Source organism: Kosakonia sp. 1610, assembly GCF_050435845.1.
GTDB lineage: Bacteria > Pseudomonadota > Gammaproteobacteria > Enterobacterales > Enterobacteriaceae > Kosakonia > Kosakonia cowanii.
Window position 1 is genome coordinate 1 of the sequence record NZ_JBNDKZ010000014.1, and the last position, 17,984, is coordinate 17,984.

Consider the following 17,984-nt stretch of genomic DNA (forward strand, 5'->3'; position numbering starts at 1 on the left):
TCACCTGACAGGCCGGTGTGTTTGCCGTTGTGCCGTGTCAGTGGAGGCGCATTATAGGGAGTTAATTCCTGCTGACAACCCCTAATTTCAAAAAAGTTTTCGTTCGCTTATTTTTCGGTCGCAATGCCCATTAAACGGGCGTTTTGCTTTTTAACTGAGCAATTTCGCGAGCAAAATTCGCTACTTGCTGCCAGTCGGTATAGACCACCTCCTGACTGGTGTTCGTTTCTCCCCCCGTCATCTTCATGATCAACCGAATCATAAAGCGGTCGTACCAGCGATAACGCGGGTAACGGAGCGCACCGGCAAACACAGCGCAGTGATCTGGCTTCCAGGGAGACGAAAGAAGGAACTTGCGCGTATAGCTATTGGTCTGCGGCGAACTCTTCTCTGGTTTACGCGCGACCAGGTTAACGGAGTAGAACGCGCTCGGCAGAGTATTAAGCGTTTGCAGATGTTTTTTAACAAAGCTCTCCAGCGCCGGGTGGAAATGACCGTAGCGAATAGAGGCCCCAATCACTACGCGGTCATACTTCGCCCACTCAATCTCCGGCGTGCGGTTCAGGTTCACCACATCGGCATAAACGCCCAGCTCTTTCAGTTCAGAGGCGAGGTAAGAGGCAATCTCTCGCGTTTGCCCATCCCGGGTAGAGAAAAGAATCAATGTTTTCACGTAACGCTCCCTTATTCGCGCCAGAAAGTGGGGGTAAACAGCACCAGCAGGGTGAAGACCTCCAGACGACCAAACAACATGTTGGCGATAAGCACCCATTTTGCCACCGGGTTCATACTGGCGAAGTTGTCTGCCACCACGCCCAGCCCCGGCCCCAGGTTATTGAGCGTAGCCACAACCGAAGCGAAGGCGGAGAAATCATCCACGCCGGTGGCAATAATCGCCAGCATGCTGACAATAAAGACCAGCGCATACGCGGAGAAGAATCCCCACACCGCTTCAAGAATACGTTCCGGCAGCGCGCGCTGGCCGAGCTTGATGCTGTAAACCGCATTCGGGTGCACCAGACGCTTCAGCTCACGGTTCCCCTGCTTGAAGAGCAGCAAGATGCGGATCACTTTCAGGCCACCTCCCGTTGAACCGGCACAACCCCCGATAAACGCCGAGCATAACAACAGCACCGGCAGGAACAGCGGCCAGCGGGCAATACTGTCGGTGGTAAAGCCAGCCGTGGTCGCCATGGAGACCACCTGGAAGAAAGCCTGGTTCACCGTGGTCAGCGCCGAGGTGTAGACATCATGGAACCAGAGCACCACGGTACAGATGACCACCAGCGTCAGCTGCACGCCGATAAACATGCGAAACTCCGGATCGCGCCAGTACACTTTCAGGCTGCGCCCGCTCAGCAGAGAGAAGTGCAAACCGTAGTTACAGCCGGAGATAAGTAAGAAGATAGCAATAATGGTGTTAATCGTCGGGCTGTCGAAATAGCCGATACTGGCATCGTGCGTCGAGAAGCCACCGATAGCGATAGTGGCGAAGCTGTGCCCAATAGCGTCAAACGCTGGCATACCGGCAAACCACAGCGCCAGCGCACAGGCCACCGTCAGTAACACATAGATAAGCCACAACGTCTTCGCCGTTTCCGCAATACGCGGGCGCATCTTATTGTCTTTCAGCGGCCCCGGCATCTCGGCGCGATAGAGCTGCATACCGCCGACGCCAAGAATAGGCAGAATGGCGACGGCCAGCACAATGATCCCCATCCCGCCGAACCATTGCAGCATCTGGCGATAAAAGAGAATCGCGTGCGGCAGCGAATCCAGCCCCACCAGCGTTGTCGCTCCTGTGGTTGTCAACCCAGAGAAGGATTCAAAAAAGGCGTCGGTCACCGTCAGGTTCGGGCTTTCCGAGAAGATAAAGGGCAGCGCACCGACGCTGCCCAGCACGGTCCAGAAGAGCACCACGATCAGAAACCCTTCGCGGGATTTCAGCTCCCCTTTCTCACGGCGGTTCGGCCACCATAAGATGGAGCCAATCACCAGCGCGGCGAGAAAGGTCTGGGTAAACGCGCGCCCCGCGCCGTCACGGTAAATAAGGGCTACCAGTCCAGGTAAGATCATCGTTCCGGAAAAGAGGATGACCAGCAGTCCAACGATTCGGGTTATGGCGCGAAAATGCATCTCTGCCGCTTCCTATGGTGTTCAGAAAATCAGGTGGCGATTATTCTTCAGTTTTTAACAATTGCAATGCGCCACGGCTAAAATCAGCCAGCTTTGCCGAAAAGGCGACCAGATGACTCTGCGCAAGTGCGACACGTAGCTGCACTTTGGCCTGATAGTCGCTGGAGACAATTTTCCCATCGAACTGCCCGAGCAGCGATTCGACTCCCGCAAGCTGTGCATAATCGCAACACAAAGTATATTCGGTTAACGGCATTTTGCGGGTGGTGGTGAGCTGCGTGAGCGCCTGCTGCACGCCGCCGCCATAGGCCTTCACCAGCCCGCCGGTACCCAACAACACGCCGCCATAGTAACGCACCACTACCGCGGTAATTTCCCCAACGCCGCTACCCATCAGCTGCGCGAGGATCGGCTTGCCCGCCGTCCCTGCCGGCTCGCCATCGTCAGAAAAGCCTAACTGCTGTGAATCATCTGGCGCACCGGCAACCCACGCCACGCAGTGGTGGCGGGCCGTCGGGTGTTCAGCGCGCACGGACTCGACAAATGCCTTTGCCGCCTCGACGCCATCCGTGTGCGCCAGCAGAGTAATAAAGCGGCTCTTTTTGATCTCCTCGCTAAAGGTGACCGGCGCCGCCGGAATAGGCCAACTCTCCATTACGGCAGCTTCAGATCCCGCGTCATGTTCTCAGTACCATTTTCATGGATGACAACGTTATCTTCGATACGGATGCCGCCAAACGGCTTCAGCGCCTCAATTTTCTGCCAGTTGAAGTGCTTGCCGAGCGGGCCATCGCGCCACGGTGCCAGCAGCGACTCAATAAAGTAGATCCCAGGCTCGATGGTGACGACCATACGCGGCTGCATCACGCGCGTGCAGCGCAGGTAAGGATATTTCGACGGCGCGGCCAGATGGGTCCCGGTGTCATCCTGCATAAAGCCACCGACATCATGCACCTGCAAACCGAGCGGGTGACCGAGGCCATGCGGCATAAACGGCCCGGTGATGTTCTGCTCAACCATCGCCTCTTCGCTGATATCGGTGACGATCTGATGGCGACGCAGCAGTTTCGCGATGCGCTGATGGAACTGAACATGGTAGTCAACGTAGTTAACGCCCGCTTTCAGTGTGGCGATCAGCGCGAGCTGCTCTTCATTCACATCTTTTATAAGCTGCGCAAAGTCGGTGTCGCTGTTCGCCGCCCAGGTGCGCGTTAAATCGGCGGCATAACCGTTATATTCCGCACCAGCATCCAGCAGGAAACTGCGCATCTCGGCGGGCGCACGGTGATCGAGTTTGGTGTAGTGCAGCACTGCGGCATGTTCATTAAGCGCCACGATATTGCCGTACGGCACATCGGTATCGCGATGCCCGGTGGCGGTCAGGTAGGCCAGGTTGATGTCGAACTCGCTCATCCCGGACTGGAATGCTTCATGCGCCGCGCGATGACCGATCACCGCGGTCTTCTGCGCTTCGCGCATACAGGCCAGCTCGTAATCCGTTTTATAGGCGCGATAGTAGTGCAGGTAATCAATCACCGCTTTCGGGTTGATATTGCTGGCGGCGATATCGAGCTTCAGCGCGCGCTCAGGCACCGGGCCAATATAGGCGATATTGCCGCGTGCGGCAGGCAGCTGGCCGCCGATATCATCGGCTTTCGGCAGTGCAATCACCTCAACCTCTTCGGTCCAGAAAGCGGTCGGCAGCGGCTCAACGTTATGCCAGTAATCAACCGGCAGATAGAACCACAGCTTCGGCTTATTCACGCCATCCACCAGCAGCCAGCAGTTCGGTACCTGCGTCACCGGCACCCAGGCTTTGAATTGCGGGTTCACTTTAAAGGGATAAGGGTGGTCATCAAGAAAGACGTTAAATAGCTCACCAGAGTGAATCAGTAACGCATCAAGATTACTGCGCGCCAGCACGTCACGCGCGCGTTCTTGTAGGGTAACAATATGATTTTTATACAGCGCTGCCAGCGAATCCATCGTCTTTCCTTTTGTTAATCAAGACCACAAGTTGTCGCATCTTAGCACACCTCCTTTTATGTGAGTGATTTCCGCCGAGCGTGATCGATGCTGCATTTTTTTAATGACTCATTTGCAATTTATTAACATAAAAACCACACTCCGCTTCATCTGGTATGACCAGATCACTGCTGAATTCTGGAGACTGACATGCTCTACAAAGGCAATAACCTGTACCTCAACTGGCTGGAAGATGGCATTGCCGAACTGGTGTTCGATGCGCCCGGCTCAGTGAATAAGCTTGATACCGCCACCGTCGCCAGCCTCGGCGAAGCGCTGGACGTGCTGGAGAAGCAAACAGATTTAAAAGGGCTGCTGCTGCGCTCGGAGAAAGCGGCCTTTATCGTCGGTGCCGACATTACCGAATTCCTCTCCCTCTTCCAGGTTCCTCAGGAGCAACTGAGCCAGTGGCTGCATTTCGCCAACAGCGTCTTTAACCGCCTGGAAGATCTGCCGGTGCCGACCCTCTCTGCGGTCAACGGTTACGCCCTCGGCGGCGGCTGCGAATGTGTGCTGGCAACCGACTACCGCCTGGCGACGCCGGATCTGCGCATTGGCCTGCCGGAAACTAAGCTCGGTATTATGCCGGGCTTTGGCGGCTCGGTGCGTCTGCCGCGCCTGCTGGGTGCCGATAGCGCGCTGGAGATTATCGCCGCCGGCAAAGATGTTGATGCTGAACAGGCGCTGAAAATTGGCCTTGTCGATGGCATCGTCAAACCAGAGAAGATCCGTGAAGGCGCTGTCGCCATTCTGCGCCAGGCGATTAATGGCGATCTCGACTGGAAAGCGAAGCGTCAGCCGAAGCTTGAGCCGTTGAAGCTCAGCAAAATCGAAGCCTCGATGAGTTTCACCATTGCCAAAGGCATGGTGATGCAGACCGCCGGAAAACACTACCCTGCGCCGATCACCGCGGTGAAAACCATTGAAGCGGCGGCGAAGCTGGGGCGTGACGAGGCGTTAAAGCTGGAGAACCAGAGTTTTGTCCCGCTGGCGCACAGTAAAGAAGCGCGCGCGCTGGTTGGCATCTTCCTTAACGATCAATTCGTCAAAGGCAAAGCGAAGAAGCTCACCGCCGATGTCGAGACGCCAAAACAGGCGGCCGTGCTGGGCGCGGGCATTATGGGCGGTGGCATTGCCTACCAGTCTGCCTGGAAAGGCGTGCCGGTGTTAATGAAGGATATTAATGAGAAGTCGCTCAGCCTCGGCATTAATGAAGCAGGCAAGCTGCTGAATAAACAGCTTGAGCGCGGCAAAATCGACGGACTCAAGCTGGCGAAGGTGATCGCCACCATCCAGCCAACGCTGGAGTACGCCGGGTTCGAACGCGTGGATGTGGTTGTCGAAGCGGTCGTAGAAAACCCGAAAGTGAAAAAAGCGGTGCTGGCGGAAACAGAAGAGAAAGTTCGCCCGGATACGGTGCTGGCCTCTAACACTTCCACCATTCCTATCAGCGAGCTGGCAAGCGTGCTGAAACGCCCGGAGAACTTCTGCGGCATGCACTTCTTTAACCCGGTGCACCGCATGCCGCTGGTTGAAGTGATCCGCGGCGAGAAAACCTCCGATCAGACCATCGCCAAAGTGGTGGCCTGGGCGAGCAAGATGGGTAAAACGCCGATTGTGGTCAACGACTGCCCCGGCTTCTTCGTCAACCGCGTGCTGTTCCCCTACTTTGCCGGTTTCAGCCAGTTGCTGCGGGATGGCGCGGACTTCCGCAAAATCGACAAAGTGATGGAGAAACAGTTCGGCTGGCCGATGGGCCCGGCCTACCTGCTCGACGTTGTCGGCATTGATACCGCGCATCATGCGCAAGCGGTAATGGCCGCCGGTTTCCCGCAGCGTATGCAGAAAGATTACCGCGACGCCATCGACGCGCTGTTTGAGGCAAACCGCTTCGGGCAGAAGAATGGCCTCGGTTTCTGGCGCTATAAAGAGGACAGCAAAGGCAAACCGAAGAAAGAGGAAGATAGCGCTGTTGAAAGCCTGCTGAGCGATGTGCGTCAGGGCAGCCATGAGTTCACCGATCAGGAGATCATCGCCCGCATGATGATCCCGATGGTCAATGAAGTGGTGCGTTGCCTTGAGGAAGGCATTATCGCCAGCCCGGCTGAAGCGGATATGGCGCTGGTGTATGGCCTTGGCTTCCCTCCGTTCCACGGCGGCGCTTTCCGCTGGCTCGATACGCTTGGCAGCGCGAAATACCTCGATATGGCGCAAGCGTATCAGCACCTTGGGCCGCTGTATGACGTCCCGGCCGGGTTACGTGAAAAGGCCCGCCACAACGAGCCTTACTATCCCGCGGTTGAACCTGCGCGCCCGGTTGGCGCTTTGAAAACGGCTTAAGGAGTCACAATGGAACAGGTTGTCATTGTCGATGCAGTACGTACCCCGATGGGCCGTTCAAAAGGCGGCGCCTTTCGCCACGTTCGCGCGGAAGATCTCTCTGCGCACCTGATGCGTAGCCTTTTGGCGCGCAACCCGGCGCTTGAGGCGAGTGCGATTGACGATATTTACTGGGGCTGTGTCCAGCAGACCCTCGAACAGGGCTTCAACATTGCCCGTAACGCCGCGCTGCTGGCGGAGATCCCCCACTCGGTTCCGGCGGTCACGGTCAACCGCCTGTGCGGGTCGTCGATGCAGGCGCTGCATGATGCCGCGCGCATGATCATGACCGGCGATGCGCAGGTCTGCCTGGTGGGCGGCGTGGAACATATGGGCCACGTGCCGATGAACCACGGTGTCGATTTCCACCCGGGTATGAGCCGTAACGTTGCTAAAGCGGCGGGAATGATGGGGCTGACCGCGGAAATGTTATCGCGCATGCACGGTATCAGCCGTGAGATGCAGGATGCTTTCGCCGCCCGCTCTCATGCTCGCGCCTGGGCCGCCACGCAATCCGGCGCGTTCAAAAACGAGATCATTCCCACCGGCGGGCATGACGCTGACGGGGTGCTCAAGCAGTTTAACTACGATGAAGTGATCCGCCCGGAAACCACCGTTGAAGCGCTCTCTACGCTGCGCCCGGCGTTCGACCCGGTCAGCGGCACCGTCACTGCCGGTACCTCATCGGCGCTGTCGGATGGCGCATCGGCGATGCTGGTGATGAGCGAAAGCCGCGCTCGCGAGCTTGGCTTAACGCCGCGCGCGCGAATCCGCTCGATGGCGGTGGTCGGCTGCGATCCATCAATCATGGGTTACGGCCCGGTACCGGCGTCGCAGCTGGCGCTGAAAAAAGCCGGGCTGACCGCCAGCGATATCGATCTGTTTGAGATGAACGAAGCGTTTGCCGCGCAGATCCTGCCGTGCATTAAGGATCTGGGGTTGATGGAGCAGATCGACGAGAAGATCAACCTCAACGGCGGCGCGATCGCCCTCGGTCACCCGCTGGGCTGCTCCGGTACCCGTATCAGCACCACGCTGCTCAACCTGATGGAGCGCAAAGATGCCCATCTTGGTCTGGCAACGATGTGTATCGGTTTGGGTCAGGGGATCGCCACGGTGTTTGAGCGCGTATAACGCATCACCTATGCCGGGGCGCTGCGCTTGCCCGGCCTACAAAACACGCCCGTAGGCCGGATAAGGCGCTTGCGCCGCCATCCGGCGTATATGCTGAAAGAGATAATATTTAGTTGCCGTTTTTACCGCCTGTCAGGGGCGGTTTTTTTTATGGCGTAATACGAAAGGCGCCCAATGCCGCTATAGCGGCAAGGGCAAACAACGCGGTTTTATCGAAGCCATTGTCGTCAGAGCAAGGCGGCAACTGAGAGAGTCCCCGGGAGCATAGATAACTATGTGACCGGGGTGAACGAAGGCAGCCAACGCCGCTATGGCGGCAAGGGCAAAGATAAAATCAGATGAACGCGAACGCGTCGCCGAACAACCGATCCTCACGCGCGCCGCGCTCGTTACAGAAGAGATCGCGGGCGATTTTTGCCATCTCGAAGCGGCCGGCAATGTAGATATCGTGCCCGGAGAGGGAGCCGAAATCCTGCAGCACGGCGGCGAGTACGGTGCCTGAACGGCCGCGCCACTCTTCATCCGGCTGCTCTACTACTGGCACTACATTCAGATTCGGGTGGGTAACCGACAGCGCTTCCAGTTCGGAAAGATCGTAGAGGTGCTTCGCTTCACGCCCGCCCCAGTAAATGGTGATATCGCGGTCCGGCGTTTTCGCCAGTGAGGTGAGCAGAATAGAGCGCACATAGGAGAAACCTGTCCCACCGGCAATCAGCACCATCGGGCGCTCTTCATCGTCGCGCAGCCAGGCATCGCCGTGGGGAATGTCGATAACGATTTCGCGCTCTTTCAGGATGCGATCCATCACCGCCATTGCGTAAAGGTTCAACTCGGAAGCACCGATATGCAGTTCGATATAGTCGTGCTGATCCGGCGTCGACGCCATGGAGAAGGGGCGCTTGTCGCGCTCATCCATCACCACCATCAAGTACTGGCCTGCACGAAATGAAAATGCCGCTTCCGGCACTAAACGGACGCGATACACGGTATCAGTGATGGCATCTACCGAGGTCACTTTACAGCTTAAGGTTGTCATGCGCTCTCTCTGTCGGGTCTATTTTTCGGCGTTCATTATGGCCAGTTCATCCCAGATGGCGTCGATTCGCGCCGTCACCTCGGGATCTTTCTTGATCGGGCGACCCCACTCACGGTCGGTTTCGCCGGGCCATTTATTGGTGGCATCCAGTCCCATTTTTGAACCAAGCCCGGAAACCGGCGAGGCAAAATCCAGATAATCGATCGGCGTATTCTCCACCAGCACCGTATCCCGCGCAGGGTCCATGCGGGTGGTGATCGCCCAGATCACATCGTTCCAGTCGCGGGCGTTAACATCGTCATCGCACACGATCACAAATTTGGTGTACATAAACTGGCGCAGGAAAGACCAGACGCCCATCATCACGCGCTTGGCGTGCCCGGCATACTGCTTCTTGATAGTCACTACCGCCAGGCGATAGGAACACCCTTCCGGCGGCAGATAAAAATCAACAATCTCCGGGAACTGCTTTTGCAGGATCGGCACAAACACTTCATTCAGCGCCACGCCCAGCACCGCGGGTTCATCCGGCGGCCGTCCGGTGTAGGTGGAGTGGTAGATCGCATCTTCACGCTGCGTGATATGCGTAACCGTAAACACCGGGAAATTATCGATTTCATTATAGTAGCCGGTGTGATCGCCATACGGCCCTTCCGGCGCCATCTCACCCGCTTCAATATAGCCTTCCAGCACGATCTCGGCGCTGGCGGGCACTTCCAGATCGTTTGATATGCACTTCACGACTTCGGTTTTATTGCCGCGCAGCAGCCCGGCAAAGGCATATTCAGAGAGGGTATCCGGCACCGGCGTCACGGCGCCAAGAATGGTGGCCGGATCGGCACCCAGCGCCACGGCAACCGGGAAACGCTCGCCCGGGCGGGCATTTTGCCACTCCTGAAAATCGAGAGCGCCGCCGCGGTGCGAGAGCCAGCGCATAATCAGCTTATTTTTGCCGATCAGCTGCTGGCGGTAGATCCCCAGGTTCTGGCGCTCTTTGTGCGGCCCGCGAGTGACGGTAAGACCCCAGGTGATCAGCGGCGCGGCATCTTCCGGCCAGCACTGCATAATCGGGATGGTGTGCAGATCGACCGCATCGCCCTGCACCACCTTTTGCTGACACGGCGCACCACGCAGACGTTTGGTCGGCATGTTCAGCACTTGCTTGAACTGCGGCAGCTTATCGAAGAGATCGCGGAACCCTTTCGGCGGCTCCGGCTCTTTCAGAAACGCCAGCAGTTTGCCAACGTCGCGCAGCGCGCTGACATCATCCTGCCCCATGCCCAATGCGACACGACGCGGCGTGCCGAAGAGGTTGCACAACACCGGCATCGCGTAGCCTTTCGGGTTTTCAAACAACAACGCCGGACCGCCCGCACGCAGCGTGCGATCGGCGATTTCCGTCATTTCCAGATAGGGATCAACCGGAAGCGCGATGCGTTTCAGCTCGCCCTGTTGCTCAAGTAGTGTCAGAAAGTCGCGAAGATCGGTGTATTTCATGGGGTTATGATTGCCTCCAGATAAGCGCTTTATTATACGGTGTTCGTCCTAAGGTTGCTGTATTTTTGTTAAATAGGCGTGAAATACAACGGCATTGCTCAGTCAGCGTTATAATCACCTTAGCCATCATGCGGTGGTTTTGATATTCTTGCGGCCGAACTTACGGAAAAGAGTCATTATGCAATCCTGGTATCTACTCTACTGCAAACGAGGCCAACTTCAGCGCGCCCAGGAACACCTGGAACGCCAGTCAGTCTCCTGTCTGACGCCGATGATTGCGCTGGAAAAGATTGTCCGTGGCAAGCGGACAACGGTGAAAGAGCCTCTCTTTCCAAACTACCTGTTTGTGGAATTCGATCCAGAGGTCATACACACCACGACCATCAACGCGACGCGCGGCGTCAGCCACTTTGTGCGTTTTGGTATGCATCCGGCAAGCGTTCCCCACGCGGTGATCCAGCAGCTTGAAGCGTATCAGCCGGAAGGGATCACCGACCCGGAAACCCCTTACCCTGGCGACAGCGTTGTAATTACGGAAGGTGCGCTCGAAGGGTTGCAGGCGATCTTCAAAGAGCCGGATGGCGAAGCGCGCTCCATGCTGCTGCTGCACCTTCTTAATAAGCAAGTTTTGCAGAGTGTGAAAAACACCGATTTCCGCAAAGCCTGACCGCTTAAAACGCAATCCCGAATAGTCGCTTCACGTTCTCATCCGTCGCAGTACTCAGCGCCTGCGGCGTTTCACCGCGCAGTTCGGCGACCGTGCTCAGGATATGCCCCAGTAAAGCAGGCTCGTTACGGCGGGAAGCGGGCTTCGGTTTAAGATCGCGCGGCAGCAGCCAGGGCGCATCGGTCTCAATCATCAGCCGATCGGCAGGAATCATCGGCACCACTTCGCGCAGCTCCAGCCCGCGCCGCTCATCGCACACCCAACCGGTAATCCCCAGATAGAGACCGCGCGCAACACACTCCTGCGCCTCGTGCGCCGAACCGGTAAAACAGTGCAGTACCGCACCGGGGAGCTTATCGAGCCACGGATCCAGCAGGGTGAGAAAACGCTGATGGGCATCGCGACAGTGCAAAAATACCGGCAGATTAAGCTCGGCGGCCAATGCCAGCTGGGCGCTGAACGCCCGCTCCTGCTCCTGCGGCGTTGAGAAGTTACGGTTGAAATCGAGCCCGCACTCGCCGATCGCCACCACGCCCGGCATCGCCGCCAGAGCACGAATCGCCTGCGCGGTCTCTTCCGTCCAGCTACTGCTGTCATGCGGATGTACACCAGCGGTCGACCAGCAGCGCGCATAGCGCTGCGTCAGTTGCTGCGCCTGCTGGCTCTCATGCAGGTTAGTACCGGTTATTAACATCCCGGTCACGCCCGCCGCCTGCGCACGGGAGACAATATCGTCCCGATCACGGTCAAACTGCGAGCTGGTTAAATTTACGCCAATATCAAACATGCTGTTTCCCATACAACAACCGCCCTGGCGGGCGGCTGATTATTACTCTTCGGTGGTTTCCGTTTCGCTCTCATCGTCCGGCACGCGACGCTTCCCGACGTAGAAGCGGGCGAAAAAGACGCCGACTTCAAACAGGCAGTACATCGGGATCGCCAGCAGCGTTTGCGAAAAGACATCCGGCGGCGTCAGCAGCATGCCGACAACAAACGCGCCAACCAGCACATAGGGGCGCTTCTGCCGCAGATCGTCCGGCGTGGTGACGCCCATCCAGCAGATCAGGACAATGGCGACCGGCACTTCAAACGAGACGCCGAAGGCCATAAACAGCGCCATTACGAAGCTGAGATAGCTGGCGATATCGGTCGAGACCTGTACCCCTTCCGGCGCGGTGTGGGTCAAAAAGCCAAACGCCAGCGGGAAGACCACGAAGTAGGCGAATGCCATACCGATATAGAACAGCAGCGAGCTGGAGACCAGCAGCGGCACCACCAGGCGGCGCTCATGCTTGTAGAGCGCGGGGGCAACAAAGGCCCACACCTGGTAGAGCACAACCGGCGCGGAGAGGATCAGCGACACCATAAAGGTGAGCTTGATCGGCGTGAAGAAGGGCGAGGCGACATCGGTGGCGATCATCGTCGCGCCCAGCGGCATCTGTTTGATCAGCGGCGCGGAGACCAGCTGGTAGATATCATTCGCGAAGTAGACCAGCGCGAGGAAAATCACCATCACCGCGATGATGCAGTTCAACAGACGTTTACGCAGCTCAATCAGGTGCGCGATCAGCGGTTGGGTATCGTCTACGGCCATGTTCAGGACTTATCACTTGCAGAGGGGGTGGAGTCGGAAACCGGCGCAGCGGTTTTCGCCAGAGAGATTTTTGCCGGGGCAGTTTCTTCCGGCACTTCCTGGGGAGCCTGTTGCGGCGCGCTCACCTGATGCTCAGCAACGCCAGGCGTAACGCCTTCATGCTGCGCTTCGTAATCTTTCACCACCGGGTTATGGATGGTATGCGCTTCGTCACTCGCTTTTTCCGCGTCGTTGGCGCTGTAGGTGCGCTTCATCGACTCCGCCGCCTGGCGCAGCTCGTCCATCGACTCTTTCAACTCCGGCGTCAGGTTGTCCAGGCTCGCTTTCTCCACCTTTTTCAGGCTGTCCTGGAACTCCTGCAGCTTAAGCTCCTGCGTCAGTTCGTTCTGTACGGTGGTCGCCAGCGAGCGCAGGGCGCGGATCCAGCCAACCACAGTGCGCACTGCAACGGGCAAACGCTTCGGCCCCAGCACCACCAGACCAATGATAAAAACGAGTAATAATTCGCCAAAACCTATATCGAACACGACTTACACCTGCTCTTTATCGTGACGTTTTTCGTCGCTCTTCACGACGTCGGGGTTACGGGTATCAGAGAGGTTTTTCGCGGTAAAATCTGCATCCTGTGCCGATTTTGCCTCACTCTCTTTTTTATCATCGTCGCTCATCGCTTTTTTGAAGCCCTTGATCGAAGCACCGAGATCGGAGCCAATCGAGCCGAGCTTTTTGGTGCCGAACAGCAGCACAACGATGACTGCAATAACCACCAACTGCCAAATGCCGATACTACCCATACTCACTTCCCCTCTAAGAGACGATGTTAGAAAGAGGCCACAGTATACACGTTATGCCCCGGGCTGCATGTCCCTGACCGGCATGGCCAGGGCGCATCATGTCAGCGCGTCTTACGCCAGCCCAGCAGCCAGACAAGCAGCCCGCCGCCCATTAACCACAACGGATTATTTGCCAGCTCAGGACGGGTTATCAGCAATAACGTGCCGCTTAACAGCAGCGTCGCACCGATGCCAAACAGATAGCGGGACTGCCCCTGCCGTACGCGGTTGACCTCTAACTCTCGGGCAATTTTATCAACGCTTTGTTGCAAATGTTTTCCTTGCTGCAATCCGTTGAAGATCAGTTCAGGAACTTCCGGCATTCTTTCGATCCAGAAGGGGCCCTTCTCCTTGATTGCCCGCACCAGCGCCGGGAAGCCAACCTGGTCTTTGATCCACGTTTCAAGGAAAGGCTTCGCCGTTTTCCACAAATCGAGCTGCGGATAGAGCTGACGCCCTACCCCTTCAATGTAGAGCAGAGTTTTTTGCAGTAGTACCAACTGCGGCTGCACTTCCATATTGAAGCGGCGCGCGGTGTTGAAGAGGTTCAGCAGCACGTGACCAAACGAGATCTCTGCCAGTGGCTTCTCAAAGATCGGCTCGCAGACGGTACGGATGGCAAACTCAAACTCTTCAACGTTGGTATCTGCCGGTACCCACCCTGAATCAACGTGCAGCTCCGCCACTTTGCGGTAGTCACGGTTGAAGAAGGCGATAAAGTTTTCCGCCAGATAGCGCTTATCTTCCTTGTTCAGCGAGCCGACGATACCGCAGTCAATGCCGATGTATTGCGGATCTTCCGGGTGATCGTAGCTAACGAAAATGTTGCCAGGGTGCATATCGGCATGGAAGAAGCTGTCCCGGAACACCTGAGTGAAGAAGACCTGCACACCACGTTCAGCCAGCAGCTTCATGTTGGTGCCGTTCTTCTCCAGCGCCGCGACATCAGAAACCGGAATGCCGTAGATGCGCTCCATCACCATCATGTTCTGGCTGCAGTAGTCGGAATAGACTTCCGGCACATAGAGCATCGGGCTGTTTTCAAAGTTGCGGCGCAGCTGAATAGCGTTAGCCGATTCGCGCAGCAGATCGAGTTCGTCGATCAGCGTCTTCTCATATTCGTGCACCACTTCCTGCGGGCGCAGACGGCGGCCATCCGGCAGCAGGCGCGGAACCCAGCCTGCCAGGCGGTAGATCAGGCGCAGATCCGCTTTGATGATCGGCAGAATGTCCGGGCGGATCACTTTGATCACCACCTCTTTGCCATTCTCTTTCAGCCGTGCGGTATGCACCTGCGCGATGGAGGCTGATGCCAGCGGTTCAATATTGAAATCGTCAAACCACTCCTCAACCGGGCGGTCGCCCATCGCTTTTTCAATCTGCTTTTTTGCCAGCCTTCCGTCGAAGGGCGCGACGCGATCCTGCAGCATCGCCAGCTGATCGGCGATCAGCGGTGGGAAGAGATCGCGGCGGGTGGAGAGCATCTGCCCGAATTTAATCCATACCGGCCCAAGCTCTTGCAGCGCGAGGCGCAGACGTACACCCAGCTCCTTCTCTTTATGCCGGTTGGGCATCCAGAAGAGGGTTCTGCGCCACAGACGCAGCGGCAGGGTAAGACGCATTTTGGGGATGAGCTCATCAAGCCCGTAACTCAAAAAAGTCTGGATGATGAAATAGAGTCGCCGTAATTCTCCAGGCGTCATTTGCCCTCCAGTTTATCCAGTCGTTTGGCTAAGGCGTCCGCGGCACGTTCAGCGGCCGCTGTCTCTTCGGCAAACCAGGCGATTTCCAGCGCGCCCGGTGCCACGCGCCACTCTTCCGTTAAGGCTTCAGAGAGATAGCGCTGCTGGCGCGTAAAGCCGTGGCGAAAAAGGCGTGCGCCGCCGCGCAGAAATTTACTGATACCTTCAGCGGCAATGTCGCCGGTCCACGGCGCAAGCACTTCCGCCGGGTCAAACTCGGCCTGATCCATCAGTGAAGAGAGGTTTTGTACGACCTGAATATCGCCCTGCACTTCCAGTTCACCGCTGCGGATAAGCGCGGTGAGCTGCTGACGGTCGCGCAGCTTTGGCAGCACGTTAAGGCGGGTAATGACCGAACAGTCGGCTTCCCCTTCCCACTCGCTCAGCACATCAACCTGGCGCTCGCTGAAGACCAGCACAATCGGCGCGGAAAACTCCTGCACCACCACGCGCAGCACTTTGCCGTAGAGACGCTGGCGCGCCGCTTTCAGCGCGCTGTCGCGGTAAAAAAAGGTATTCAGCACGCGTTCAATTCCCGCGGCCACCATCGGCTTAAAGGGCATACGCACTCCTGTCAGAATTTGTAGCCACGGTGCAGGGCAACAATACCGGCGGTCAGGTTGTAGTAATCGACGTTTTCAAAACCAGCATCCTGCATCATCGCTTTCAGGGTGTCCTGATCGGGATGCATACGGATGGATTCAGCCAGGTAACGGTAGCTCTCCGCATCGTTAGCCACCATCTGGCCAATGCGCGGCAGAACGTGGAAGGAGTAAGCATCGTAGGCTTTGCTCAGCGGCTCGATAACCGGTTTGGAGAACTCCAGCACCAGCAGACGGCCGCCCGGCTTCAGCACGCGAAACATGGAGCGCAGCGCTTTCTCTTTGTCGGTAACGTTACGCAAACCGAAGGAGATGGTGATGCAGTCGAAAGTGTTGTCCGGGAATGGCAGCGCTTCGGCGTTCGCCTGCACATATTCAACGTTGCCGATAACACCGAGATTGCGCAGCTTTTCGCGGCCCATCTTCAGCATCGACTCGTTGATATCCGCCAGCACAACCTGGCCGGTTTCGCCAACCAGACGAGAAAATTTTGCGGTGAGATCGCCGGTGCCACCCGCCAGATCGAGGACTTTCTGCCCACGGCGCACGCCGCTGCAATCGATGGTAAATCGCTTCCATAAGCGGTGGATGCCCATCGACATTAAGTCGTTCATCACATCGTATTTTGACGCAACCGAATGGAAAACATGCGCCACCATATCGGCTTTATTTTCCTTGGCGACGGTCTGAAAACCAAAGTGTGTTGTCTCTTTTGAATCTTCCGCCATCTTAGTGCCTGCTATTTAAGGATTTGTTGATGAAGTGTATCAGATTGGACGCGATTGCCCTACGTTTCAACCGCCCGAAGAGGCCTTCGCCGCAGCCTCTTCGGGCGGCGTCGCCATATCTAATCCCTTGTCTTGATTATGATCGTTAAACGCGTCTTGTCCTGCCCGCAGACGAAATTCTTCGTCCTGCTCCTGCGCCTGCGCGGCCAATTCCGGATTAATCTCGCGCTTGATCTCGACGCCAAGGCCACGGAATGCCTCAGTTTGCGCCAGCAGGTTGCCGCGCCCTGAGCTCAGTTTTTTCATTGCCTGGCGGTAGTTATCCTGCGCCTTCTCCAGGCTCTGGCCAATCGCGGTCATATCGTCGACGAAGAGGCGCATTTTGTCATACAGGCGGCTCGCCCGCTCTGCGATCTGCTGCGCGTTGCGGCTCTGGTGCTCGTAACGCCACAGGTTGGCGATGGTGCGCAGGGCAACCAGCAGCGTGGTCGGGCTGACCAGCATAATGTTGTTTTTCAGCGCCTCGGTAATCAGCTCCGGCTGCCTGTCGAGGGCGATTAAGAAGGCGGGCTCCACCGGGATAAACATCAGGACGTAATCCAGGCTGCGCAGGCCGGAGAGCTGCTGATAATCTTTCCTTCCCAGCAGGCGAATATGACCGCGCACGGAGGTGATGTGCTCCTGCAGCGCCGCTTCGCGGGAAAACTCATCCTCGGCGTTGAAGTAGCGCTCGTAGGCCACCAGCGTCATTTTGGCATCGATCACCACGTCCTTGCCCTGCGGCAGGCGCACAATCACGTCCGGCTGCGCGCGCGCGCGGCTCTCGTTCTCCATGCTGACCTGGGTCTCATACTCATGCCCTTCGCGCAGGCCGGAGGCTTCAAGCACGCGAGTCAGCACCACTTCGCCCCAGTTGCCCTGGGTTTTGTTATCGCCTTTCAGCGCGCGGGTGAGGTTGATGGCTTCCTGCGCCATCTGGGCATTCAGCTGCTGGAGGTTGCGGATCTCATGCGCCAGAGTGTGTCGTTCGCGCGCCTCCTGGCCGAAGCTCTCCTGCACCTGACGGCGAAAACCGTCGAGCTGCTCGCGCAGCGGGGTGAGTAAGCCATTGAGGCTCTGGCGGTTCTGTTCGTCAACGCGACGGTTGCTCTGCTCGAAAATACGGTTAGCGAGGTTTTCAAACTGCTCGCTCAGACGCTGCTCGCTGCTGTGCATCTGGCGCAGTTTCTCTTCCGCATGCAGCTGGGTGGATTCAAGCCGGGTGGTGACTTCACGCAGATCCGCTTCCAGCGAGCTGTTGATATGTTGCAGGCTGCGCAGTTCGTTATTGAGCAGCTCGCACTCTTCGCGCCAGTGGCTATTCTGGGCGATCTGCTGGCGGGCGGCGCTCAGTTCACTGAAGACATCGCGCTGCTCGGCGAGCAACTCCGCCTGCTGCTGCGCACCGCGCCAGCTTGCGGCCAGCCAGCCGACCAGTAACCCTGCCAGCGCCACGGCTGCCAGTACGATGATTGAACTCTCCATTCCGCTCCCTCTTCATCACCCATTCCGTCGGGATTGTGCTGTATAAACGTCCAGTTTGGAAGGGCTTTTCTGCGAGGCATTACGCAA

The 17,984-nt window shown here is 57.3% G+C and carries 17 protein-coding genes; 3 read left to right on the forward strand and 14 right to left on the reverse strand.

Annotated features, from left to right (window positions below; all coding sequences use genetic code 11):
• Window positions 1-130: 130 nt before the first annotated feature.
• The 4 genes from hemG to pepQ are packed head-to-tail and all read right to left on the reverse strand — an operon-like array spanning window position 131 to window position 4,122.
• A complete protein-coding gene (hemG, locus tag ABIC80_RS22545) occupies window positions 131-673 on the reverse strand; it encodes a menaquinone-dependent protoporphyrinogen IX dehydrogenase (RefSeq protein ID WP_042711660.1) in 543 nt (180 codons plus the stop codon).
• 11 nt (window positions 674-684) lie between these two features.
• Window positions 685-2,136, reverse strand: a complete 1,452-nt coding sequence (trkH, locus tag ABIC80_RS22550) for a Trk system potassium transporter TrkH (protein WP_023479564.1) — start codon at window positions 2,134-2,136, stop codon at window positions 685-687.
• A gap of 40 nt (window positions 2,137-2,176) precedes the next feature.
• Window positions 2,177-2,791 carry an IMPACT family protein gene (locus ABIC80_RS22555; RefSeq protein ID WP_429178617.1) on the reverse strand — a complete coding sequence of 205 codons (615 nt, stop codon included), beginning with the start codon at window positions 2,789-2,791 and terminating at the stop codon, window positions 2,177-2,179.
• Complete coding sequence (pepQ, locus tag ABIC80_RS22560) at window positions 2,791-4,122, reverse strand: Xaa-Pro dipeptidase (protein ID WP_429178619.1); 1,332 nt, start codon at window positions 4,120-4,122, stop codon at window positions 2,791-2,793. Before pepQ ends, ABIC80_RS22555 begins: the two co-directional genes overlap by 1 nt.
• 189 nt (window positions 4,123-4,311) lie before the next feature.
• On the opposite strand from pepQ, the gene fadB reads away from it, so the two are divergent.
• A complete protein-coding gene (gene fadB, locus ABIC80_RS22565) occupies window positions 4,312-6,501 on the forward strand; it encodes a fatty acid oxidation complex subunit alpha FadB (protein ID WP_312278887.1) in 2,190 nt (729 codons plus the stop codon).
• A gap of 9 nt (window positions 6,502-6,510) precedes the next feature.
• Window positions 6,511-7,674: an acetyl-CoA C-acyltransferase FadA gene (gene fadA, locus ABIC80_RS22570; protein ID WP_023479584.1), complete on the forward strand. Its 1,164-nt coding sequence runs from the start codon at window positions 6,511-6,513 to the stop codon at window positions 7,672-7,674.
• Between the two features lie 334 nt (window positions 7,675-8,008).
• On the opposite strand, the gene fre is transcribed toward fadA, so the two are convergent.
• Together fre and ubiD are read right to left on the reverse strand one after the other, a co-directional pair.
• Window positions 8,009-8,710 (reverse strand): NAD(P)H-flavin reductase, encoded by a 702-nt coding sequence (gene fre / locus ABIC80_RS22575; protein WP_023479600.1) that lies wholly within the window; start codon window positions 8,708-8,710, stop codon window positions 8,009-8,011.
• A gap of 18 nt (window positions 8,711-8,728) precedes the next feature.
• Window positions 8,729-10,207 carry a 4-hydroxy-3-polyprenylbenzoate decarboxylase gene (gene ubiD / locus ABIC80_RS22580; RefSeq protein WP_023479541.1) on the reverse strand — a complete coding sequence of 493 codons (1,479 nt, stop codon included), beginning with the start codon at window positions 10,205-10,207 and terminating at the stop codon, window positions 8,729-8,731.
• Window positions 10,208-10,385: 178 nt separating this feature from the next.
• Here ubiD and rfaH point away from each other — a divergent pair, with 178 nt between their 5' ends.
• Complete coding sequence (rfaH, locus tag ABIC80_RS22585) at window positions 10,386-10,874, forward strand: transcription/translation regulatory transformer protein RfaH (RefSeq protein ID WP_042716360.1); 489 nt, start codon at window positions 10,386-10,388, stop codon at window positions 10,872-10,874.
• A gap of 4 nt (window positions 10,875-10,878) precedes the next feature.
• On the opposite strand, the gene tatD is transcribed toward rfaH, so the two are convergent.
• From tatD to rmuC, 8 genes are all read right to left on the reverse strand, one after another.
• Complete coding sequence (gene tatD, locus ABIC80_RS22590) at window positions 10,879-11,673, reverse strand: 3'-5' ssDNA/RNA exonuclease TatD (RefSeq protein WP_429178621.1); 795 nt, start codon at window positions 11,671-11,673, stop codon at window positions 10,879-10,881.
• Window positions 11,674-11,703: 30 nt separating this feature from the next.
• Window positions 11,704-12,468, reverse strand: a complete 765-nt coding sequence (gene tatC / locus ABIC80_RS22595; RefSeq protein WP_023479610.1) for a Sec-independent protein translocase subunit TatC — start codon at window positions 12,466-12,468, stop codon at window positions 11,704-11,706.
• Window positions 12,469-12,470: 2 nt separating this feature from the next.
• On the reverse strand, window positions 12,471-12,995 hold the full coding sequence (tatB, locus tag ABIC80_RS22600; RefSeq protein WP_054803670.1) for a Sec-independent protein translocase protein TatB: 525 nt from the start codon (window positions 12,993-12,995) through the stop codon (window positions 12,471-12,473).
• Between the two features lie 3 nt (window positions 12,996-12,998).
• Window positions 12,999-13,262 carry a Sec-independent protein translocase subunit TatA gene (gene tatA / locus ABIC80_RS22605; protein ID WP_042716354.1) on the reverse strand — a complete coding sequence of 88 codons (264 nt, stop codon included), beginning with the start codon at window positions 13,260-13,262 and terminating at the stop codon, window positions 12,999-13,001.
• A 101-nt stretch (window positions 13,263-13,363) separates the two neighbouring features.
• A complete protein-coding gene (gene ubiB / locus ABIC80_RS22610) occupies window positions 13,364-15,004 on the reverse strand; it encodes a ubiquinone biosynthesis regulatory protein kinase UbiB (RefSeq protein WP_042716352.1) in 1,641 nt (546 codons plus the stop codon).
• A complete protein-coding gene (gene ubiJ, locus ABIC80_RS22615) occupies window positions 15,001-15,606 on the reverse strand; it encodes a ubiquinone biosynthesis protein UbiJ (protein ID WP_023479619.1) in 606 nt (201 codons plus the stop codon). The genes ubiB and ubiJ overlap by 4 nt, the downstream gene beginning before the upstream one ends.
• A gap of 11 nt (window positions 15,607-15,617) precedes the next feature.
• Complete coding sequence (gene ubiE, locus ABIC80_RS22620) at window positions 15,618-16,373, reverse strand: bifunctional demethylmenaquinone methyltransferase/2-methoxy-6-polyprenyl-1,4-benzoquinol methylase UbiE (RefSeq protein WP_023479593.1); 756 nt, start codon at window positions 16,371-16,373, stop codon at window positions 15,618-15,620.
• A 66-nt stretch (window positions 16,374-16,439) separates the two neighbouring features.
• A complete protein-coding gene (rmuC, locus tag ABIC80_RS22625; protein ID WP_429178623.1) occupies window positions 16,440-17,897 on the reverse strand; it encodes a DNA recombination protein RmuC in 1,458 nt (485 codons plus the stop codon).
• Window positions 17,898-17,984 lie beyond the last annotated feature (87 nt).